Annotated in this window: 20 protein-coding genes and 2 pseudogenes; 10 read left to right on the top strand and 12 right to left on the bottom strand. The window is 71.2% G+C overall.

Going from position 1 to position 19,816, the window contains the following annotated elements:
- Window positions 1-49: 49 nt before the first annotated feature.
- Together ACIRP7_RS05950 and ACIRP7_RS05945 are read left to right on the top strand one after the other, a co-directional pair.
- A complete protein-coding gene (locus ACIRP7_RS05950; RefSeq protein ID WP_403654493.1) occupies window positions 50-772 on the top strand; it encodes a TetR/AcrR family transcriptional regulator in 723 nt (240 codons plus the stop codon).
- Between the two features lie 93 nt (window positions 773-865).
- Complete coding sequence (locus ACIRP7_RS05945; RefSeq protein ID WP_352384618.1) at window positions 866-1,186, top strand: hypothetical protein; 321 nt, start codon at window positions 866-868, stop codon at window positions 1,184-1,186.
- A 335-nt stretch (window positions 1,187-1,521) separates the two neighbouring features.
- On the opposite strand, the gene ACIRP7_RS05940 is transcribed toward ACIRP7_RS05945, so the two are convergent.
- From ACIRP7_RS05940 to ACIRP7_RS05905, 8 genes and pseudogenes are all read right to left on the bottom strand, one after another.
- Window positions 1,522-2,358 (bottom strand): hypothetical protein, encoded by an 837-nt coding sequence (locus ACIRP7_RS05940; RefSeq protein ID WP_403655120.1) that lies wholly within the window; start codon window positions 2,356-2,358, stop codon window positions 1,522-1,524.
- Between the two features lie 378 nt (window positions 2,359-2,736).
- Entirely contained in the window at window positions 2,737-2,928 is a 192-nt protein-coding gene (locus ACIRP7_RS05935; RefSeq protein ID WP_403654491.1) for a hypothetical protein, read from the bottom strand.
- A gap of 80 nt (window positions 2,929-3,008) precedes the next feature.
- Window positions 3,009-4,118, bottom strand: coding sequence for an NADH:flavin oxidoreductase/NADH oxidase (locus tag ACIRP7_RS05930; RefSeq protein ID WP_403654489.1), 1,110 nt, complete (start codon window positions 4,116-4,118; stop codon window positions 3,009-3,011).
- 12 nt (window positions 4,119-4,130) lie between these two features.
- Window positions 4,131-4,361, bottom strand: coding sequence for a hypothetical protein (locus ACIRP7_RS05925; protein ID WP_403655155.1), 231 nt, complete (start codon window positions 4,359-4,361; stop codon window positions 4,131-4,133).
- Between the two features lie 220 nt (window positions 4,362-4,581).
- A pseudogene (locus ACIRP7_RS05920) lies at window positions 4,582-4,845 on the bottom strand (NAD(P)H-binding protein); the annotation flags it as partial.
- A gap of 2 nt (window positions 4,846-4,847) precedes the next feature.
- Window positions 4,848-5,249 carry a RidA family protein gene (locus ACIRP7_RS05915; protein ID WP_403655118.1) on the bottom strand — a complete coding sequence of 134 codons (402 nt, stop codon included), beginning with the start codon at window positions 5,247-5,249 and terminating at the stop codon, window positions 4,848-4,850.
- A 48-nt stretch (window positions 5,250-5,297) separates the two neighbouring features.
- Window positions 5,298-5,951, bottom strand: a complete 654-nt coding sequence (locus tag ACIRP7_RS05910) for an NAD(P)H-binding protein (protein WP_403654487.1) — start codon at window positions 5,949-5,951, stop codon at window positions 5,298-5,300.
- Between the two features lie 49 nt (window positions 5,952-6,000).
- Window positions 6,001-6,432 carry a VOC family protein gene (locus ACIRP7_RS05905; protein ID WP_059211329.1) on the bottom strand — a complete coding sequence of 144 codons (432 nt, stop codon included), beginning with the start codon at window positions 6,430-6,432 and terminating at the stop codon, window positions 6,001-6,003.
- A gap of 124 nt (window positions 6,433-6,556) precedes the next feature.
- Between ACIRP7_RS05905 and ACIRP7_RS05900 the strand changes: the two genes are divergently transcribed.
- The 6 genes and pseudogenes from ACIRP7_RS05900 (at window position 6,557) to ACIRP7_RS05875 (ending at window position 12,644) form a co-directional block, all read left to right on the top strand.
- Complete coding sequence (locus ACIRP7_RS05900) at window positions 6,557-7,219, top strand: GntR family transcriptional regulator (protein WP_403654485.1); 663 nt, start codon at window positions 6,557-6,559, stop codon at window positions 7,217-7,219.
- A gap of 20 nt (window positions 7,220-7,239) precedes the next feature.
- Entirely contained in the window at window positions 7,240-7,737 is a 498-nt protein-coding gene (locus ACIRP7_RS05895) for a helix-turn-helix domain-containing protein (protein WP_403654483.1), read from the top strand.
- Between the two features lie 655 nt (window positions 7,738-8,392).
- Window positions 8,393-8,575 carry a hypothetical protein gene (locus ACIRP7_RS05890; protein ID WP_403654481.1) on the top strand — a complete coding sequence of 61 codons (183 nt, stop codon included), beginning with the start codon at window positions 8,393-8,395 and terminating at the stop codon, window positions 8,573-8,575.
- Between the two features lie 136 nt (window positions 8,576-8,711).
- A pseudogene (locus ACIRP7_RS05885) lies at window positions 8,712-9,397 on the top strand (ABC transporter ATP-binding protein).
- 41 nt (window positions 9,398-9,438) lie between these two features.
- Entirely contained in the window at window positions 9,439-11,457 is a 2,019-nt protein-coding gene (locus ACIRP7_RS05880) for an FtsX-like permease family protein (protein ID WP_403654479.1), read from the top strand.
- 278 nt (window positions 11,458-11,735) lie between these two features.
- Window positions 11,736-12,644: a hypothetical protein gene (locus ACIRP7_RS05875; protein ID WP_403654477.1), complete on the top strand. Its 909-nt coding sequence runs from the start codon at window positions 11,736-11,738 to the stop codon at window positions 12,642-12,644.
- A gap of 16 nt (window positions 12,645-12,660) precedes the next feature.
- Here ACIRP7_RS05875 and ACIRP7_RS05870 read toward each other — a convergent pair whose 3' ends face one another.
- The 3 genes from ACIRP7_RS05870 to pgm form a co-directional block, all read right to left on the bottom strand.
- Entirely contained in the window at window positions 12,661-13,791 is a 1,131-nt protein-coding gene (locus tag ACIRP7_RS05870) for an SGNH/GDSL hydrolase family protein (RefSeq protein WP_403654475.1), read from the bottom strand.
- Between the two features lie 669 nt (window positions 13,792-14,460).
- Complete coding sequence (locus tag ACIRP7_RS05865; protein ID WP_403654473.1) at window positions 14,461-15,360, bottom strand: amidohydrolase family protein; 900 nt, start codon at window positions 15,358-15,360, stop codon at window positions 14,461-14,463.
- 6 nt (window positions 15,361-15,366) lie between these two features.
- Window positions 15,367-17,007, bottom strand: a complete 1,641-nt coding sequence (gene pgm / locus ACIRP7_RS05860; RefSeq protein WP_403654471.1) for a phosphoglucomutase (alpha-D-glucose-1,6-bisphosphate-dependent) — start codon at window positions 17,005-17,007, stop codon at window positions 15,367-15,369.
- A 140-nt stretch (window positions 17,008-17,147) separates the two neighbouring features.
- Here pgm and ACIRP7_RS05855 point away from each other — a divergent pair, with 140 nt between their 5' ends.
- Window positions 17,148-17,663 (top strand): hypothetical protein, encoded by a 516-nt coding sequence (locus ACIRP7_RS05855; RefSeq protein WP_403654469.1) that lies wholly within the window; start codon window positions 17,148-17,150, stop codon window positions 17,661-17,663.
- Window positions 17,664-17,910: 247 nt separating this feature from the next.
- On the opposite strand, the gene ACIRP7_RS05850 is transcribed toward ACIRP7_RS05855, so the two are convergent.
- Window positions 17,911-19,209: an MFS transporter gene (locus ACIRP7_RS05850; protein ID WP_403654467.1), complete on the bottom strand. Its 1,299-nt coding sequence runs from the start codon at window positions 19,207-19,209 to the stop codon at window positions 17,911-17,913.
- Between the two features lie 209 nt (window positions 19,210-19,418).
- On the opposite strand from ACIRP7_RS05850, the gene ACIRP7_RS05845 reads away from it, so the two are divergent.
- Window positions 19,419-19,793 carry an STAS domain-containing protein gene (locus ACIRP7_RS05845; RefSeq protein WP_403654465.1) on the top strand — a complete coding sequence of 125 codons (375 nt, stop codon included), beginning with the start codon at window positions 19,419-19,421 and terminating at the stop codon, window positions 19,791-19,793.
- Window positions 19,794-19,816 lie beyond the last annotated feature (23 nt).

Below are 19,816 nucleotides of genomic sequence, written 5' to 3'. Positions count from 1 at the left end.
CTGAGGACCCGGGTCGTTCACCGAGGGCCCCGGCGAGAGGATCCCGGTCATGTCCAGCCGCGTCCCGGAGGAACGCCGACGTCGGCGGCCCACCCGCTCCGGAGTCCTGCTGTCCGAGGGACTGATCGTCGAGACCGCGCTGCGGCTGATCGGCGAGCACGGATCCGAGGCGCTGAGCGTGCGCCGGCTCGGCGCGGCGCTGGGCTGCGACCCGACCGCCCTGTACCGCTACTTCCACGACACCGACGACCTGGTGCTCGCCATCGCGGACCGGATCATCGGCGATGCGATGGCGGGGTTCGTGCCCGGGGACGACTGGGTGGCCTCGCTGCGCGAGATGGCCCTGCGGGTCCGTGCCGGATACCTCGCCCATCCGCGGGCGGCCGCCCTGGCCGCACACCGGGTGACCCGGCGCAGCAGCGAGATCCGGGCGGTGGACACGGGGATCGGCCTGCTGCTGTCCGCGGGCTTCGCACCGGCCGCCGCCGCCCGCCTGTACCTGGCCTTCATCGACACCGTGCTCAGCCACGCGGCCACGGACGCGGCGTTCCAGGCACTGCCCCGGCAGCAGCGCGAGGCCGACCGGCGGGCGTGGCGGGAGGTCTACCAGGACCTGGACCCGGTGACGTACCCGGCGCTCACCGCGGTACGCCGCGAGCTGCCGGGGATGGCGGACAGCTCGTTCGAGGAGGCGGTGGATCTGCTCCTCGAGGCGTTGGCGGCGCGCGCGCCGGCGCGGTCAGCGTCCACGGGGGGTTCGTCACCCGGATGAGTGTTTCCGTACGTTCCCTGGGGCGGCGGTTGGCTGGAGTGGCTGGCCGGTAGCAACGCCAAGTTCGCACACCCGTCCACAGGGGGGAACTCCATGATGAGACACAGACGATTAGGTGCCCGCGCCACGGTCGCGACGCTCGCGCTCGCACTGCTCGGACTCGGCTCGGGCCCGGCGCTCGCCCACACCGCCAAGCCGTCCTCACGGCACTACACCGCCATCGACCTGGGCACGCTCGGCGGCACCTACAGCTCGGGGTTCGCCCTCGACCGTGACACGGTTGTCGGCAGCTCCACACGAGCCGGCGACGACTTCAACTCGCATGCCTTCGCCTACGACCGGTCCACACACGCCATGACCGACCTCGGCACGTGCGCTGTCCGGCTGCTGCCGCCGGACGTCAGGCGGCGCTGAATTCGTGGGCGGGGCCGCCTCGCCCCCATTCCGTCCGCTGCGGGTCGTCGAGGATGGCCTCGGGGTCGGCGAGTCGGCGGCTTCAAGGGAGACGTCCAGGTCGTGGTCGCTTTACGCGGTGTCGAGGATCTCGTCCCGGCCGCCGCTGTGCACGGTGCCCCTCCGGCCGCCCGAGATGGACGGCCGGTGCACGACGATCGGCGCGCTGGTCACGCCTTCCAGCCTGACCCCGGCCTGTTGCGGAGCGAATCGGTCGTGGCGGTCAGGGTGTCCTGTGACAACGAATGCGTGCCATCGAAGTCTGAGCGATCGCTCGTGAGGGCTCGTATGCCACCTCAGACACGAGGCTGAGCGTCCAGGAACCGGTGGAGGGATGCCGTCATGCTCGCCACGAACGCGTCACGAGTCCGGTCGGAGACCAGGTCCAGGGACAGGTACGGGTTGAGGTCCTCCAGCTCTACGAGGAGCAGCTCGCCGTCCTGGGTGCGGCAGGCGTCCACGCGCTGGATGCCGTGGTCGAGGGTGTTCCAGTCGATGAAGGACCGGGCGAAGGCCAGGTCGGCGTCGGTGGGCTCGTAGGGCGCAAGGACCCAGCGCCGTTCGGGGTCGGGGGCGTGCAGGGCGTACTGGAAGGTGTCGTCGACGTAGTAGAAGGACACCTCGTAGCGGAAGTCGATGCGCGGCTGGACCAGGATGTCGCCGTAGACGAGGTCGCTCAGCTGCTCTCGGGGCACGAAGGTCAGGCCGATGGAGTCCGCGCCCGCTTTCGGCTTGACCGCGTACCGGCCGACCTCGGGCAGCAAGTGCAGGTCCTCGGGCCGGTCGATGGTGGGGATGACCGGGTATCCGGCGGCGGTCAGGTCCAGCAGGTACTGCTTGCCGGCCATGTCGCCCCGGCCGGACAGCGGGTTGTAGACCCGGATGTCACGGGCCATGGCCTGCTCCCGGAAGGCCTCGTACTCCTTCTGGTAGTGCAGCACGGGCCCGCTGTTACGGACCACGACCCCGTCGAAGGCGTCCATCAGCGCGGCGGCATCCAACGGGTGGCACAGGCCGATGTCGAAGCCGTCGCGCAGTCGGGAGGTCAGGAAGATGTCCTCATCGCAGTAGCGCCGCCCCCGGGCCTGGTAGGCGAGGTCGGTCACGAACAGAACTCTGCGGCGCTCGGGCATCATGCATCTCCTCTTACGGTGCCCCAAACCTACCTATCCCGCGGAACACGGCCTCGGGCAGCCGTGTAGTCGTGGGCTCAGCACGCTCACCTCCCCGACGGCCCTCGGTGTCGTCTACCGCTCAGACTTCCCTAGGTTTTTCTCCGGGATCGGGCGAGGTTCGGTGGCACACGCTCATGATGCGATGTCACAGGACGCTCAGCCCCGGGGCGCCGTTGACGAGCGGCGAACCAAGCGACAAGTAACTCACCAGTAGCCTTAGGGTCGCCCGGGTGCCAGTCGGGCATCCCGTTGAACCGTCGCACGACGGCCCATATGGCAGCTGCGGAGCTGGTGAGGGCCGAGCTCCAGTACGCCTGTGCCATGGCGGGGTAGTCCTCACATTTCAGGTGGCGGGCGACCGCGTGGCGACTGCCCGCCGTCTGCTCCGGTTGTCGTGCGGGGATGGGAGTTCCCGTCGGTGATCAGCTGGTCAACGGCTTCCTGGCCGCGGGCGGCGAGGGACTTGGCCCTGACGGCACCGATACCGGAGGAGGCGGTGATGACGACCTTGACTTCAAGGTGGTTCATCGGGATCTCCCCGTGGGAGGGCAGCGCATCGCCCCTGTCGAGGGCTGGACGGCCGGGTGCTGAGCAGGCCCGCGCAGGGTTCAGTGCTTGCGGCGCTTGACGACGTAGGCGTACTGGTCGGGCCAGCGCGGCTCGGCGCCGAGTGTGAGGGCGGCGTGCTGCGGCCAGTAGGGGTCGCGCAGCAGTTCACGGCCGAGCAGGACGGCGTCCGCCTGCCCGGAAGTGATGATCTCTTCGCCCTGGTGGGGGTCGGTGATAATGCCGACGGCGGCGGTGGGGATGCCGGTGGCCTGGCGGGCCTGGGCGGCGAAGGGCACCTGGTAGCTCGGTCCAGCGACGATCTTGGCGTCGCGGACCATGCCGCCGGTGGACACGTCGAGCAGATCGACGCCGTGAGCGGTCAACTCCTTGGCGAGGCGGACGGTGTCCTCACCGGTCCAGCCCTCGCGCGTGTCCTCGGGGTTCTCGGTCAGCCAGTCGGTGGCCGAGGTGCGGAAGAAGACCGGCAGTTCGGCGGGCCACACGGCGCGCACCGCGTCGACGACCTCCAGGGCGAAGCGGATCCGGTTCTCGAAGCTGCCGCCGTAGGCGTCGGTGCGGTGGTTGGAGGCCGGGGAGAGGAATGAATTGATCAGGTAGCCGTGGGCGCCGTGCACCTCGGCGACCTCGAAGCCGGCGGCCAGCGCGCGGCGGGCGGAATCGGCGAAATCAGCTACCAGCTGCCGGATCTCGGCCACGGTCAGCTCGTGCGGGACGGGCAGGCCGTCGTACGCGACCGCGCTGGGCGCCACCGTCTGCCAGCCGCCCTGGCTCCGGGGCACGGACCGGTCGGACAGCCAGGGCTTGTCCACCGACGCCTTACGGCCCGCGTGGGCGAGCTGGATCGCCGGGACGGCGCCGTGCGCCTTGATGGCCACGGTGATCCGGGAGAACGCCTCCTGCTGGTGGTCATTCCACAGGCCCAGGTCCCAGGGACTGATCCGCCCGTCGGGACGGACCCCGGTGGCCTCGGCCATGACCAGGCCCGCGCCACCGGCGGCGCGCGAGGCCAGGTGGGCGAGGTGGAAGTCGGTCGGCGCGCCGGTCTCCGGGCCCGTGGGGGCGGCGGAGTACATGCACATCGGCGACATCCACACCCGGTTGGGTATCTGGAGGGAGCGCAGCTTGAGGGGGGTGAACAGAGTGCTCACGGTGTTTCCCTTTCAGGTGGGGCATCGCCGGCGGGCAACGCCGTCGACGGGGAGATGAGTTGAGGTGCGGAGCGCCGGTTCAGCGGGCGGCGTGGGCTGCCACGGCGCCGCGATGGGGGCGGTGCCCCCGATGACCTCGGCGGTCCGGTCGTTCAGACGCGGTTCGTCGAGCAGCGCCAGCAGGACGGCGGTGACATCGGCCCGGGAGATGGGGCCCGGACCGGTCTGCTCGGCGAGCGCCACCGGCCGGTGCCGGGGGTGTCGTTGAGCAGACCGGGGCGGACGTTCGTCGCCTGGAGCACGGTCCGGGACCGGATGGCGTTCTCGGCCGCGAGCTTGGCCCGCAGATAGGTACGGAAGACCGGGTCGAGGCTTTCGTCGTCGACGGCCCGCAGATCGGCGCGTATGCGGAGAGCAGCGGGTAGCGTCCGACTCCGGCGCTCTCAGCGGCGTCGGTCGGCAGGATCGCCGCGCCGCCGTCCACGCTGTCCTTACGGCCCACCGAACTCCCGGGACCCACCGCGGCGGCACCCGTCAGATGCCGGGCGACCTCGTCGCCGGCGGCCTTCTCCAGATCCACGAGCCGGGCCCGGGCCCCGGCCTCCGCCAACGCGTCGGCCTGGGCCGGGTTTCGGATGAGGCCGGTGACCGCATCGCCGCGCCGGGACAGCAGCTGCTCCAGGAGAAGGGCGATCCTGCCGTGCCCTCCGGCGATCAGGACCTTCACGATCAGGCCGGCAGGCGGGTGTCGAGGACGAAGTTGACCTCGATGAGCTGGCCCGGGAAGAACAGCGACGCGACGCCGATGGTGGAGCTGGTGGGGCGGTGGTCGCCGAAGTAGGCCAGGTTCGCCGCGGCCATCGCCACGTTGTACTGCGGCAGGTCCACGATGAACTGGGTCTCGGAGACGACCTGGTTACGGGTGGCGCCGTAGTGGGCGAGCACCTTCTCGAAGTTGGCGTAGGACTGCTTCAGCTGGGCGTCGAAGTCGCCCGGGTAGAGGAAGTTGCCCTGCTCGTCGTGCGAGAGCTGCCCGGACACGTAGATCGTGTCGCCGACCTTGATGGCCTGGGCGAAACCGAACTCCTTCTCGCCGGAGACGTCGTGGCTGTAGGAATCGATGGCGGTGATGGTGCTTCTCCTTGCTGACGGTGCTGTGGTTGAGGTGCGGGGGTGAGCTCAGGCGGCCGTGAGGCGGGTGACGGCGTCCGCGACGGGGGTGTCACCGGAAGTGAGTTCGACGATCACGCGGCTGAGGGCAGGCGCGTGCAGGGCGGCGTCGAGGAACGCGGCGACGTCGTCGCGGTGCACGTCGCCGTACTCGACGGCGGGACCGGCGGTGACCCGGCCGGTGCCGGGGGTGTCCAGAAGGGTTCCGGGACGGACGATCAGCCAGTCCAGATCGGTGCGCGTCAGATAGACGTCGGCGGTTTTCTTGACCTTGATGTAGTGCTCGAAGCCCTCACTGCGTGTCCCGTCGCGCAGCGCGTCGGGGAACACCGAGACGAGGACGAACCGCGCCGCCCCGGCCAGCGCGGCCGCGTCGGCGGCCTTTTGAAGGCCACGGCCGTCGATGAGGGTCGTCTTGTCCTGACCGGTGCCGTGTGCGCCGGCCGAGAAGACCACGGCGTCATGGCCGCGCATCTTACCGGCCAGATCCTCGACCGAGTCGGCGATGAGGTCACCGATCACCGGCGTCCCGCCGGCCGCCTGTATGGTCTCGCCCTGAGCGGGCCCGCGGTGCATGCCAGTCACGACGTCACCGCGTTGGGTGAGGAGTTGAGTGAGGCGGCGGCCGACTTCTCCGGCGGCACCGATCTGGAACACCTTCATGAGCTCGTCCCGTCTTTCGCGTGTGGGGGTGGGTGGTGCCGGCCGCCGGTCAGGCGGCGAACACCTGGGAGTCGTCGGCGAACGCCTTGAACTCCAGCGCGTTGCCGGCCGGGTCGAGGAGGAACATCGTCCACTGCTCGCCCTTCTGGCCCGCGAAACGCACGTACGGCTCGATGACGAACTCGGTGCCCGCCGCCCGCAGCCGCTCGGCGAACTCCTGGAAGGCCTCGACCGTCAGAACCAGACCGAAGTGCGGCACGGGTACGTCGTGGCCGTCGACCGGGTTGTGTATGCGCTGCGCGCGCTCCGGCGCGAGGTGCGTGACGAACTGGTGGCCGTGCAGATTCCAGTCCACCCACGTGTCCGCACTGCGGCCCTGCTCCAGGCCCAGGACGTCGCCGTAGAAGCGGCGCGCGGCAGCCAGGTCGTCGACCGGCACGGCCAGGTGGAAGCGGGGGATCGGGGAGTCGAGAACGGTCATGGCACTGCCTTCCTGCTGGGGACGGAGCGGCCCGTGGGCGATCCTGCTCCGCTTGTCCTAATGTTGACATCACGACAACGGCTGAATGTTAACATTAGGTCATGGGTCGAGGTGTAATTCGGGCATGAGTGATCAGGGCAAGGTGGCCCCGGCTCGCCGCCGGGGTCTGGCCGACGAGGTTGCGGACCGTATCCGCGAGGCCATCTTCAACGGGGCATACGCCCCCGGCGAGCAGCTGCGCGAGGTGGAGCTGTCCGGCGAGCTGGGCGTCAGCCGCGGTCCGGTGCGCGAGGCGCTGCGGCTGCTGGAGCGCGAGGGCCTGGTGCACTGTGCGTGGCACCGGGGCACGACGGTGACGACGCTGTCCGCCGAGGACGTGGCTGAGCTCGACAGCCTGCGCGGCGCGCTGGAGGACCTCGCCGTACGGCAGGTGATCGCCCACGCCTCGGACGAGGACCTCGCGTCCATCGCGAAGACGGCCGACATGATGGAGCGGGCCGGCGATGCGCACGAGATGGTGCGCCTGGACATCGCCTTCCACGACGCGGTGTTCGCCGCCGCAGGGCACCGGCGCCTCGCCGACGCCTGGGACGGCATACGCTGCCAGGTCCACCTGTTCCTGCTGACCCGGATCGGCCGCAGCACCGCCGGCTACCTCGACCGCATCCCGCGCGAGCACCACGGACTCGTCACCGCACTGCGCGCCCGGGACACCGACACCGCCCTCGACCTCTTCGCAGCACACCGGCGCCACGCCGTCGACGTGGTCGCCGGAACCACTGCCTGAGTGTCGGCAAACGATGGCATGTGATCGTGGAGGCACAGGTGCGTGGCTACAAGGTTTCGCCAGCTCGGCAAGACGAGATCTGGAGACGCTGGCGGAGGGGCAGTCGTTCACTTGATCGGGCGGGCGCTCAGGGCGCTGATGCAGAACGCCCGTCGCTTCCTGTACCAGAGTGGCGGCATCCGCCTCACACCACAGACGCGGTCAAAGCGGCATATGAGCGGCAGCGAGCGCGAGGAGATATCCCGCGGCATCGCCACGGGGAATCAGCCCGGCAGTTGGCCGAGCGGCTGGGCAGATCTCCTTCGACCGTCTCCCGCGAGATCGCCCGCAACGGGGGCCGGGACCGCTACCGAGCCGCCTCGGCCGATGCAGCCGCCGACCAGCGCGGGCGCCGCCCCAAGCAGGCCAAACTCGCTCAACGGCGGCCTGCTTTAAGGGCTCTGGTGGAAGCCAAGCCGGCCCTGTGCTGGTCAGCCGAGCAGATCTGCAGGATGGCTGCGACGGCAGTTTCCTGGTGACACCTCCATGCAGATCTCGCACGAAGCGATCTGCCTATCGCTCTACGACCCTCGCCGGCGCCAGGCGATCAAGCACACCCTCACCCAGCGGCTGCGGTCAGCCAGGCCCATGCGCCGTCCGAAGATCGCCCGCCGGCCCACCGGGCGAGGCATCATCCGCGGCATGGTGTCCATCACCGTCCCCCCATTAGCGTCTTTCATAGCCCCGCAACGGGGTTACCGGCCTTCGGAGTTGGCATGACTACCTCCCCTTATCGAGTGCATGGCCCGGGGGGGGTGGTGTCTCCAGCTCCGAAGGCACTGACCGCTCACCTGGGACCGCGGCCGGAAAATCGCCGAGCACCAGGCCATCACCACCGAGACCAGGAAGCCGATCTACCTCTGCAAGCCGCGGAGCCCGTGGCAACGCGGCACGTTGACTCCAGCCGCCGGTTGGGGCTGGTGTTGAGCAGATTGCTGTGCCCGGCTCGCAGCCGGGCCAGGATCTCCGCCTTGATCGGTCGATCGGCTGACCCGGCGCGGCGGAAGGCCGCGGGCAGTGGCCGTTCGGCCGAGGCGCGGGGTGCCGCTGGGCGGCGAGAGTGAAGGCGGATCACAACCCCGGCTTCGAGAGGCACAGCATGCGGCGCAAGTCCATGATCGTTATTGGTTCACGGTGGCTGCCGTCCTCGGCGCCGGGACCGCCGCCACCCACGCGTTGAGCGGTACTACATCCACAACTGGGCTGGACCAGCAGAGCACGGTGACCGTGGACGGCCAGAAGGCGCTCGCGGCGAAGCTGGTCGTCGGCCGCATCCAGTCGAGGTACCGCCGCTTCCGTGGGTCGGCCGCAAGGTGACCGGAGTGCTCAAGACCCCGGTGCGCGTCATCAAGGCCGACTCCGCCTCCAGCACCTGGAAGTTCGACCGCTGAGAAGCGCCGAGAGGCAGCGGAAAGCTCCTTTGAACCGTTTGAGAAGGGAACGACACACGATCATGGGAACCGTCCTGACCGGCATCGGCCTGGTCAAAAATACGCGTCCACCACCGCCCTGGCCGGGGTGGACGTCGAGGTCGGCGAGCGCGAATCGCTCGCCGTCATGGGCCCGTCCGGGTCCGGCAAGTCCACCCTCATGCTCACCCTTGCCGGGATCATCCGTCCCGACGGCGGACAGGTGCTGCTACGTGGCGAGCGCATCGACAAGCTCGGCGAGGACAGGCTCAGCGCACTGCGCAGGCGGCGCTTCGGCTTCGTCTTCCAGTTCGGCCAACTGCTGCCGGAACTGCCCGCCGAGGAGAACATCGCCCTGCCCTTGATGCTGGAGGGCACCCCTCGGGGGCAGGCGGTGGCAAAGGCCCGCCGCTGGTTCGCCCCGCTCGGCCTGGAGGGCCTGGAACAGCGCCGCCCCGGTCAGTTGTCCGGCGGCCAGGCCCAGCGGGTCGCGATCGCCCGCGCCCTCGTGGTCGAACCCGATGTCGTCTTCGCCGACGAACCCACCGGCGCGCTGGACCAGTCCACCAGCGAGGAGGTCATCGGCCTGCTGACCTCGGTCACCCGGCACCAGGGCGCCTCGCTCGTCATCGTCACCCACGACGTCGACGTCGCCGCCGACTGCGACCGGATCCTCCAGGTCCGCGACGGCCGGATCACCGGCCCCCTCCAGTACACGGCCGCTCATTGAGCCCCGTACATCACCACTGTCTGATCCTCCCGGAGCCCTTCATGTCCTCCCCCGTCCTGCCGTTGACCTGGCATCTAGCCCGCCGTTCCGGCCGACGCGGTTGGCAGGGTCAGCTCTTGGCCGCCGCGGCCGCCACCGTCAGCTCCCTGGTGCTGCTGGTCCTGTTCGCCGCCTGGCACGGGGCCGGCGCACGGGCAGACGCCACCGCGTGGCGAACCCCGCAGCCCGACCGGCACGGCACCGCAGTCCAGGCATTGACCACGACCTTCGTCCGCGGCGAGCCGGTCACCGTGGTCAGCCTCGCCCAGTTGCCCGGCCGCAAACCCACGCCCGCGCCGCCGGGAGTGGCCGCCTTCCCCAAGCCCGGCCAGGTCTACCTCTCCCCGGCCCTCGCCGAGCTGGCGCACAGGTTGCCTGCCCGGCAACTCGCCGACCGGTTCCCCAAGACCGCCTCCTACGAGACGATCGGCGCAGCCGGACTGGCCGCCCCGGACGAACTGGTGGCGGTGGTCGGACGCTCCGCCTCCGATCCCGCAGTCTCCCCTGCCGCGGGTGACGCTCCCCTGGACAGCGGGCTGATTGCCCGCGTGGTCATCTCCGGCTACTCCGGCACCACCCCGAGCCCGTTCACCGTCTACGACCAGTCCGGGATGCTGCTGGGCGCCGGCCTGCTCGTCGTGCCCGTGCTTATGCTGGCGACCGCCTCCGGACGGCTCGGGGCGGCCCGCCGGGAACAGCGGCTCGCCGCGCTGCGGCTGGCCGGAGCGACCCCCCGCCAGATCCTCGCCATGACCGGCGCCGAGACCGCGGCGGTCGGCGCGGCGGGAGCGGCGGCGGGCGCCCTCGCCTACCGGCTGCTGCTCCCGGCCCTCGCCCACCTGCCCTTCGGCATCGGGACCTGGCACACCGGCGACCTCTGGGTAGGCGGCTTGGGCGTGCTCGCGGTGGTCGCCTCGGTCTCGCTGCTCACCGCCCTCAGTGCGGTGAGCACACTGCGGCAGGTCGCCCGCTCACCGCTGGGCGTCGCCCAGCAGTCCAACCCGCGCCGCACTCGCATGATCCGTCTGGTCCTGTTCGCCGCTGCCGTGCTCTACATCCTCGTCAGCGTGGACGGCGGCGGCCTCAAGACGTCGCAACAGGCCGCCCTGGTGATGCTCTTCTACGGCGCGTTCTGGATCATCGGCCCCTGGGTCGTGGACCGCCTCGGCCGCCTCATGGCCCGCTTCGCCCGCCGCCCCGCCACCCTGCTGGCCGCCCGCCGGCTGAGCGACGACCCTCGCAGCGCCTGGCGTACCGTCAGCGGCCTGGTGATGGCCGGATTCGTGGCCGGATTCCTCTCTGTCGCCCACCTCGACTTTGGCGGCCACGACTATTCGGGGCAGGTCGCCGTGTCCGTGCCCGCGGCGGAGTATCGTCCCGCCGCCGCACGGAAGGCTGCCGAACGGGCCCGCGCGCTGCTGACGGAAGCCGGGGTCACCGCCACCGTGCACGCCCGCACCGACGACAAAGACGACGACTCGCTGCTGTGGGGCCGCGCCGGCGTCACGGTCCGTCTCCCAAGCGGACCGGCACAGGTCGACACCGCGCTTACCGCGCTGACGGCCCTCAACCCCGCGTCGCCGCCGTACACCCAGAAATACTTCACCGCCGCCGACGACCTCGGCTCCGCCGCGCGGCGTGAGCTGGGCCTGGCGGTCCTGACCGCGGGCTTCGTCGTCGCCACCGCCTCCGCGGGCCTGACCGCCGCCGCGAACGTCCTCGACCGCCGCCGCGTCTACGGCCTCCTGCGTCTGGCCGGAACCCCGATGAAGGTACTGGACCGGGCCAGAGTCCGCGAGACAGTCGTCCCGCTGGTGGTCCTCGCCGGAGGCATGACCGCCTCCGGGGTCTACGGCGCTGTCAAGCTCAACGAAGCGGGCGATACGACGGTGGACTCCTCCGGCGCTCTGCAGCTGACGGTCTGTGTCCTGATCGGAGCCGCCGCGATGTTCGCCGCGATCGCCGCCAGCCGTCCCCTCCTCCGGGCCGTCACCGACAACCCGGCCCAACAACCGGACTGAACAGCGGCCGGGGGGGGGGGGGGGGGGGGGGGGGGGCCGCGCGCCCCCCCCCCCCCCCCCCCCCCCCCCCGCCCGTCTCCGACTGCGGGGGGACTCGAGCCGGGGACGCATGCCAGACAAGTGGCTCGAATACGACGTACGTCCCCCGTACCCACGGCACCCCTGGGACATCTGCGCAGGAGCATCACACAGGCTGCACACCGCCTTTCGAAAGCCTCGCTACTTTTGCCTCGGCTCGATCCTCCGTGCGAACGAGACCGGCCACGGCCATCGGGCCGATGGTGCAGTCGACTCAGGAAGACCAGATGGACTACTGCTCCTCGTGCCGTCGGCATCTCAACGGCGCCCTGGCGTGTCCCGGATGCGGCGCCTACGCCCCGGACATCGCTCCCCCCTCCCACCTCCTCGCGACGACGGGCACGGCGTCAGCGGGGTGGGGCGAAGCACCCAAGTGGCACGACGCGGGCCTCCCCGAGGAGCCGGCGACCGGGACCGACCCGGACGTCCCGTCCGAGGACGTGGCGGACGCTCCCGTGGTGGCGGAGGGGCGGGCGGCACGCCGGCGCCAGCGGGCCCGCTGGAAGAAGAACCAGCGCAAGGCCGTGGTCGCGACCGCCGTCGCCCTCGTCGGTGGCGGCCTGACCGTCACCGCGATGAGCCAGCAGTCCAACACCCGCAACCAGGCGGCCGCCTCGCCGGACAACCGGTCCATGGGTGTGGCGGAGCTGCCCGCCTCGGACGACGCCCTCCCGGGGTCGAAGCCCGCCACGGCACAACAGGCGTCGACGTCCACCCCTGCCACGAAGGCCGGCTCGCACCGGCGGACCGTCGACTCGGCGTCCACCACGACCCGGTCGTCGGTCCACACCGACTCCGCCACCTCCCCCACGCCCACGGCGACGACCGCCTCGCGGTCGCAGTCCCAGGGCACGCTCTCGACGTCGGCCGCGGCCGGCACCGACACCGGCGGCACGAGCGGTACGACCACGACGACCACGGGCACGACCGGTACGACGACGGATCAGACCTCCTCCTCGTCCACCACCGGCACGACGACCACGACCACCAACACGGGCACCGGCGCGAGCACGAGCGGCGACAGCTCGACCACTTCACAGACGGGCACCTCGTCGTCCGCGACCGATCCCTCGGGACTGTGCGTGCTCAACCTGCTCTGCATCAGCTGACCACCGGGCCTGCCCGTCAGGTCCGCCACCAGGACAGCGGAAGCGTGGCGAGGCGGTCGTCGAGCAGGCCCGAGATGATGCGGTGGTCCCGCACGGAGGGGTGCCAGTCGCAGCCGAGGTGATCCAGGGCGGTGTCGTCGTAGTACCAGTGGCCGACCCGCTCGTCGCCCCGCGCGTTCCGGGTGCGGGCGATCCTTTCGACGGTCTCGGCGAAGGGGGTGGAGCCCAGACCGGTGGCGCTGACGACGAGGAACGTCCTGGGGCCGTAGCGGGCGCGCAGCTTGTCGAGGAAGCCGTGGTAGGCGGACTCGTAGGCAGTGACGAGTTCGGCCTCCGTGCTCCAGCGCTCGCCCGGGTTCAGGGGTGTGGAGAAGTCGTTGAGGCCCAGCCCGATGACGACGACCTGTGGCCGCCAGCCGGCCGGCTTCTGCCAGACGTCCCCCGCCACGCTCAGCAGGGCGCGGTCGTAGTAGGTGCGGAAGTCGGTGCCGGGGCTGCTGCCGTTGTAGTTGCGGACCATGCCACGGCCGGAGAAGGCGTTGATCTGGTAGTCGGCGCCGAGGTGCCGGGCGGTGAGGGCGCCGAAGGAGAGGTCGGAGTCGGTGTTCCGGTCGACTCCCCCGTTGCCCGAACAGTCACGGGTGCCGGAGAGGTTGCCGTAGCCCGCGGTGTAGGAGTCTCCGATGAACTCGATCTGCCTGCGCCGGGCCGGAGGCGGAGCGAGGATCGCACCGCCCGCAGCGGCGACGAAGCCGCCGAACCTGCCCTCGCCCCAGGGGCTTTCGGTGCGCTTGACGAGGCGCACGCGGTGCTCGCTGTCGGAGAGTCCCCTGACCCAGGCGGTGGTCCGGCCCGGGGACACGAGGGTGGCCGCGGTCCTGTCGTCCACCTGGACGTCGTAGTCGTTGACGGAGTCGTCGAGGAGGATGCCGACGCCGGTGCCGCGGAACCGGGCCTCGAAGTAGATGCCGGGCCAGCTGTAGCGCACGAACCCGTCGGCGGAGGCTTTGACCCGGCCCACCGTGTGGAACCGGGCCGAGGCGGCGCCGGACGCCCGCGAGGGGGCGGCGACGGCGGCGACCAGGCCGGCGGCGGTGGCGGTCACCAGGGTTCTGCGGGATAAGCGACGGGGCGAAGGGGGCTGCATCTGGCCATCCTTGGCTGGTGGGCGCGGTCGGGGCGGGGTGCGGTGCCCGCCCCGGAATGCTCAGTACGGCCAGTACTGCCTGTACGACCCGTACGGCACGGGAGCGCTCCCACACCCCTGGCATTGTTCAAGGTGACCGCACCACGCGTGTCCGTCAACCGTTCCTGTGGACTGAGCGGGAGTGAGCCCGTTCAGCCGCGCGCCCCGAACGGTCTTGGGCGAGCTGGTCCCCGGCGTACTCGACCCCGGGTGGCGACACGCATCCTGTGCGTGGTCCGGGCCCGGGAGGCCCCCGCGGCCGGAGGCCGCTGATGGACGCCGCCCTGTGCGACCTGGCCAAACAGGTACGGCCAGAGGCGGCGGGGAGACCCTGAATCATCCCCTGGTGGAGCAGGGGCCCTACACGCTGACGCCGCACACGGTGTCCCAGGCCGCGCGATCACGTTAGCCCGATCGGCCCAGGACTCCGCAAGCCCGCCAGCAGGCGATCGCCCGATCGAGCTAACTCGACCTCGTACGCACTCCCTGGCGAGCAGTTACCAACCCCTCCTGCATGAGTCCGGATCTTCGGGGTAGCAGAGTCGATGCTTACCCGGGGGAAGGGCCGTCGCACCTGGGGAGGTCGAGGCGGCCCTTCTCCCACCCCTCGGCCCGTGCGCGGCAGCGCCGTCACAGGTCGAAGAGGCTTCTCGCGTTGTCGTGGCACACGGCCCGCAGCCACTGCGGTCCGAGGTCCAGGCGTTCCAGGGCGTGGAGCTGGTGCAGGTAGGGGTAGGGGATGCTGGGGAAGTCGGAGCCGAGCAGGATGCGGTCGCCGAGTGCGGCGAGCCGGGGCAGGGCCGGGCGCGGGAACGGCGCGAGGCGCTCGGTGAAGTCGGTGAACGCCATCGTGGTGTCCAGCCGTACCTGGTCGTACCGCTCGGCGAGGTCGAGGAACTCCTCGTACTCGGGCATGCCCATGTGCGCGACGATCAGCCGAAGCCTCGGGTGGCGGGCCAGCACCCGCGCGACGGGCTCGGGGCCGGTGTGCTTGCCGGGCGCGGGTCCGGAGCCGCAGTGGATCACCACGGGGATCCCCGCCTCGGCCAGCAGCCCCCAGGCCCGATCGAGGAGTTCGTCGGCCGGGTCGTACCCGCCCACCTGGACGTGCGCTTTGAACACCCGCGCCCCTGCCTCGACGGCCTCGCGGACGTATGACTCGACGTCCGGCTCGGGGTGGAGGGTGGCGGTGTGCAGACAGTCGGGGGTGCGGCGGGCGAAGTCGGCCGCCCATCCGTTCAGCCACCTGGCCATACCGGGTTTGTGGGGGTAGAGCATCGCGGTGAAGGCCCTGACGCCGAACTCCCGCAGCAGGGCCGTTCTCTCCGCCTCCTCCTTCCGGTACGTGATCGGCCACTCCAGTCCGCCGGTCAGCGGCCCGACACCGTCGAAGTACTCCCAGACCTTGTGCAGGACCGGCTCGGGCATGAAGTGGGTGTGGACGTCGATCAGGCCCGGCAGACCGAGCCCGCCCCAGAAACGGCGGATCTCGCCGGCCTCCGCGTTCGGCGCGGCCTCGCGATCGTCCATGTCGGGTCAGGCGCCCAGCGCCGACAGCACCACGGACCTGGCCTCCTCCTGAACCCGGCTCAGATGGTCGGGGCCGAGGAACGACTCCCCGTAGATCTTGTAGACGTCCTCGGTGCCGGAGGGGCGGGCCGCGAACCAGGCGTTGGCGGTGGCCACCTTGATGCCGCCGAGGGCGGCGCCGTTGCCGGGTGCCTCGGTGAGGACCTGGGTGACCGGCTCTCCGGCGAGGGTGTCGGCGGTGACCTGGCGCGGGGACAGCTTGGCGAGCAGGGCCTTCTCCTCGCGGGAGGCCGGTGCGTCGACGCGCGCGTACGCGGGGGCGCCGAAGCGGTCGGTGAGCGCGGCGTAGTGCTGCGAGGGGCTCTTGCCGGTGACCGCCGTGATCTCGGAGGCGAGCAGGGCCAGGATGATGCCGTCCTTGTCGGTGGTCCACACGGAGCCGTCGCGGCGCAGGAAGGACGCGCCGGCCGACTCCTCACCACCGAAGCCGATCGTGCCGTCGGACAGGCCGTCCACGAACCACTTGAAGCCGACGGGTACCTCGACCAGTGTCCGGCCGAGGTCCGCGGCGACCCGGTCGATCATGCTGGACGACACCAGGGTCTTGCCGATCCCGGCCCCCGCGGGCCACTGCTCCCGGTGCGAGAACAGGTACGAGATGGCCACGGCCAGGTAGTGGTTCGGGTTCATCAGGCCCGCGTCCGGTGTGACGATGCCGTGCCGGTCGGCGTCGGCGTCGTTGCCGGTGGCGATGTCGAACCGGTCGCGTTGCTCGATGAGCGAGGCCATGGCGTAGGGCGACGAGCAGTCCATGCGGATCTTGCCGTCCCAGTCGAGCGTCATGAAGCGCCAGGTGGGATCGGTGAGCGGATTGACCACCGTCAGGTCGAGTCCGTGCTGTTCGGCGATACGGCCCCAGTAGGCGACCGCGGCACCGCCCAGCGGGTCGGCGCCGATGCGCACCCCGGCGGACCGGATCGCCTCCAGGTCCAGCACGTTCGGCAGGTCGGCCACGTAGGCGCCGAGGAAGTCGTGGCGGCCGGTGCCGGGGGCGGCCAGGGCGCGGGCGTAGGGGATGCGTCGTACGTCCTTCAGGCCGCCGGTGATGATCTCGTTGGCGCGGTCCTGGATCCAGGAGGTCGCCTCCGATCCGGCGGGGCCGCCGCTGGGCGGGTTGTACTTGAAGCCGCCGTCGGCGGGCGGGTTGTGCGAGGGGGTGACGACGACTCCGTCGGCGAGTGCCGAGGTCCGCTGCCGGTTGTGGGTCAGGATGGCGTGCGAGACGGCGGGGGTGGGGGTGTAGCCGTCGGCCTGGTCGATGAGGACGGTCACGTCGTTGGCCGCGAACACCTCCAGGGCCGTGATCCGGGCGGGCTCGGACAGGGCGTGGGTGTCGGCGCCGAGGAAGAGGGGGCCGTCGGTGCCCTGGGCGGCGCGGTACTCGCAGATGGCTTGGCTGGTGGCGGCGATGTGGTCCTCGTTGAAGGCCGCCGCGAGGGACGAACCGCGGTGTCCCGAGGTGCCGAAGGCCACCCGCTGTCCCGGTTCGGCCGGGTCGGGGTGGAGGGTGTAGTACGCCGTGACCAGACGGGCCACGTCGATGAGGTCTTCGGGCCCGGCGACCTGCCCCGCTCGCGCGTTCTGCATTTCCCCGCTCCTCCGCAAGGGTCGACCGTTGGGTACGGGGCCCATTCTCCCCTGTCGGGGGGTCGGGGACGCATGTGGGGCGCGGTTGCGTCGTCGCAACTGCCCGCGAAGTGGCTGGCGACGGGGGTTCAATGGCACCCATGATGCGTAGAAGCACCTCGTTCACCGCCGGCGTCGCCACTGTGGTCGCCTGCGCGTCCGCCGTTCTCGTGTCGTGTTCCTCGAACTCCTCCGACGGGTCCACGTCCGAGGGCCGGCCCGGCAGGTCCGGATCCGGATCGGCCTCCGGCCCCGCGGAGACGTCCACGCCGTCGTCCACTCCGTCAGCCTCGCCGACCGGACCGTGTGCCGACGGCACGTGTGAGATCAGGGTCGCCGTGGGGGACGCCGTGAGCGTGCCGGAGGCGTACGGCCTCGGGCCGATCAGGGTGACGGCGATCGCGGGCGGCAAGGTCGACATGGTCGCCCGGCTGACCGGGTCCGGCTACAGCGTCTCGGGTTGTTCCGGGGGCGGCAGCGTGTCGTCGGAGGGCGGGGGCGGTGTCACGTTCAACTGTGAGGAGGGACCCGCCGCGACCATCAACAACGCCATGAGCCTGAAGGTCGTCGATGTCCTCGACGCGGCCGCCGTCCTGCGCATCGAACCCGCCGGGTGACGTGTACGGCCCGCCCCTCGCGCCAGGGCCGTGACCGCGACTCCCTCAACGCCTTCGTCGAGTGTCCCGCACGGAAGGCGAGGAACGGGGCGAGCCCCCGGCCCGACCAGTCCCGGCGCCGTCGCGGCCGGTGCGCCGACCGGTCAGCAGGACGAGGGCCAGAACGCCCGCGAGCACCTGGCATGCGCCGGCCCCCAGCATCGATCAGGACTACGGCTGCGCGCCAGAGCCGTGACCGCCTACATCCTCAACTCCCTCGTGGAGTGTCCCGCACGGAAGGCGAGGAACGGGGCGACCCCCCGGCCCGACCAGTCCCGGCGCCGTCGCGGCCGGTGCGCCGACCGGTCAGCAGGACGAGGGCCAGAACGCCCGCGAGCACCTGGCATGCGGCGGCCCCCAGCATCAGAGGCACGGCTCCCAGCCCGCTCAGGACACCCGCCACACCCGCCCCGGCAGCGGCGAAGGTGCTCTTCAGGCCGGCACCGAGGGTGAAGATCTGGGTTCGGACGGGCGCCGGGGCGTACCGCTCACGGCTGGCCAGCAATGCGCTGAACAGCGGACCGGTACAGAAGCCGGCCATGGCGAACAAGGCCGCCGCCGCGACGGCATGACCGGCCCACGGCACCATCGCCAGGGGGATCCCGGTGGCCGGGAGTCCCCAGAGCACCACGCGCTCCGGGCGGTGCCGGCCGACGGGGCGGTAGGCGTAACTCAGGGAGCCCGCCAGCGCACCGGCGGCGAACGCGGTCATCAGCCCGCCCGCGGCCCATGAGGCGTGGTACTCGGCGGCCAGCAGTACGCTCACCACCGGCAGCGCCCCCACTCCCAGCTGCGCCACACCGCTCCCCCACGTGACCGACCGCAGCGGGGGGTTGCGGACCACTTCGACCACTCCCCGCACCAGGTCGGCAGGCCGGAACCGCCCTCGTTCGGTACGCCTCGCGGCCCGTGGACGCGGTCGCAGCCGCAGCGAGAACAGCAGGAGCCCACCCGCCGTCGCTCCGGCCCCGAGAACCGCGAGGGCCGCTCCCGCGCCCGCCGCCGTGCCCAGGGCCGCCGCGACGGCGGGCCCGCAGATGCCCGCCAGGTTGTACGACACGGCATCGGCGCTGAAGGCCCTGGTCAGCCGCTCCTTGCAGAGCAGTTCCGCGAGGAGACCGGTGAGGCCTCCGGTCAGCAGGGGCGCGACGCACCCGGCGGCGGCCGCCAGCGCCAGCGTCACGACGTCGTCGACCGTGCCCACCAGGAAAGCCAGGGCGACGAGCGCGGCGCCGTAGAGCGCCACGGCACTGCCGTGGAAGAGACGGCGTCGCCGCACCGAGTCGGCCAGCACGCCGACCACGGGCGCGGCCGCCACGTGGGGGATCATCAGCGCGGCCACCAGGGCACCGCCGAGCGCCGGGCTGCCGGCGCGCTGGGTGGCCAGCATGACAAGTGCGACGCGGGCTCCCTCGTCGGCGGTCCGGGCGAGGACGGCCGAGGTCAGGTACACCGGGAGGGGCGAGGAGCTTCTGGTGCGGGGCGGGGTGCCGGTCATGCCTTTCATGCGGGATCGCAGACCTCGGGGTGAGTCGACCTGGTGGGCAACGGCGCTCCACGGGTGAGGAGCCAGCGCGTCCGGCGTCTCCCGCCAGGGCGAGGCCGACGGACAGGCGAGGTTCGGCACAGACGCCCCGGTGCGACCGGCCCGGACGGTGCGGCACAATCGTCCGCGGACGCTGCCCTCCCCCAGCAGCCGAGTTCAGATGAGGAACGGTGACCGACATATCGCCAACAGGCCGACCCGGACAGCTGTCCGTCGCGCACTCCACGGTCGACGGCATCCGCGTGGTGACCCTGCACGGAGACATCGACCACGACGTCAAGGACACACTGACCACGGCCCTGCTGCCCGGGGACGGCCCTGACGACGGTCCGCCACCTCGTGTCGTGGCGGACCTCAGCGGCGTGACCTTCCTGGACTCCACCGGCATCAACGTCTTCGTCCACGTCCACCACCAGGTCAGCGCGGCTCACGGATGGCTGCGCCTGGCGGCCCCCCGGGAGTCGGTGCTACGTGTTCTCGAACTCGTCGGCCTGGACACCGTCATCGCCTGCCATCCCACGCTCGAGCAGGCCCTGAACCCCTGACCCCCTGACCTCCGCGTTCACGG

The sequence above is a fragment of the Streptomyces sp. NPDC102270 genome, from assembly GCF_044766405.1.
In the GTDB taxonomy this organism is placed as follows: domain Bacteria; phylum Actinomycetota; class Actinomycetes; order Streptomycetales; family Streptomycetaceae; genus Streptomyces.
This window is presented reverse-complemented; position numbering and strand designations above follow the sequence as displayed.

What these genes read in the sequence shown, in the direction of transcription:
- ACIRP7_RS05950 (WP_403654493.1), top strand. Translation starts at nt 50, where the DNA reads ATGTCCAGCCGCGTCCCGGAGGAACGCCGACGTCGGCGGCCCACCCGC.
- ACIRP7_RS05945 (WP_352384618.1), top strand. Translation starts at nt 866, where the DNA reads ATGATGAGACACAGACGATTAGGTGCCCGCGCCACGGTCGCGACGCTC.
- ACIRP7_RS05940 (WP_403655120.1), bottom strand. Translation starts at nt 2,358, where the DNA reads ATGCCCGAGCGCCGCAGAGTTCTGTTCGTGACCGACCTCGCCTACCAG.
- ACIRP7_RS05935 (WP_403654491.1), bottom strand. Translation starts at nt 2,928, where the DNA reads ATGAACCACCTTGAAGTCAAGGTCGTCATCACCGCCTCCTCCGGTATC.
- ACIRP7_RS05910 (WP_403654487.1), bottom strand. Translation starts at nt 5,951, where the DNA reads ATGAAGGTGTTCCAGATCGGTGCCGCCGGAGAAGTCGGCCGCCGCCTC.
- ACIRP7_RS05905 (WP_059211329.1), bottom strand. Translation starts at nt 6,432, where the DNA reads ATGACCGTTCTCGACTCCCCGATCCCCCGCTTCCACCTGGCCGTGCCG.
- ACIRP7_RS05900 (WP_403654485.1), top strand. Translation starts at nt 6,557, where the DNA reads ATGAGTGATCAGGGCAAGGTGGCCCCGGCTCGCCGCCGGGGTCTGGCC.
- ACIRP7_RS05880 (WP_403654479.1), top strand. Translation starts at nt 9,439, where the DNA reads ATGTCCTCCCCCGTCCTGCCGTTGACCTGGCATCTAGCCCGCCGTTCC.
- ACIRP7_RS05875 (WP_403654477.1), top strand. Translation starts at nt 11,736, where the DNA reads ATGGTGCAGTCGACTCAGGAAGACCAGATGGACTACTGCTCCTCGTGC.
- ACIRP7_RS05870 (WP_403654475.1), bottom strand. Translation starts at nt 13,791, where the DNA reads ATGCAGCCCCCTTCGCCCCGTCGCTTATCCCGCAGAACCCTGGTGACC.
- ACIRP7_RS05865 (WP_403654473.1), bottom strand. Translation starts at nt 15,360, where the DNA reads ATGGACGATCGCGAGGCCGCGCCGAACGCGGAGGCCGGCGAGATCCGC.
- pgm (WP_403654471.1), bottom strand. Translation starts at nt 17,007, where the DNA reads ATGCAGAACGCGCGAGCGGGGCAGGTCGCCGGGCCCGAAGACCTCATC.
- ACIRP7_RS05855 (WP_403654469.1), top strand. Translation starts at nt 17,148, where the DNA reads ATGATGCGTAGAAGCACCTCGTTCACCGCCGGCGTCGCCACTGTGGTC.
- ACIRP7_RS05850 (WP_403654467.1), bottom strand. Translation starts at nt 19,209, where the DNA reads ATGAAAGGCATGACCGGCACCCCGCCCCGCACCAGAAGCTCCTCGCCC.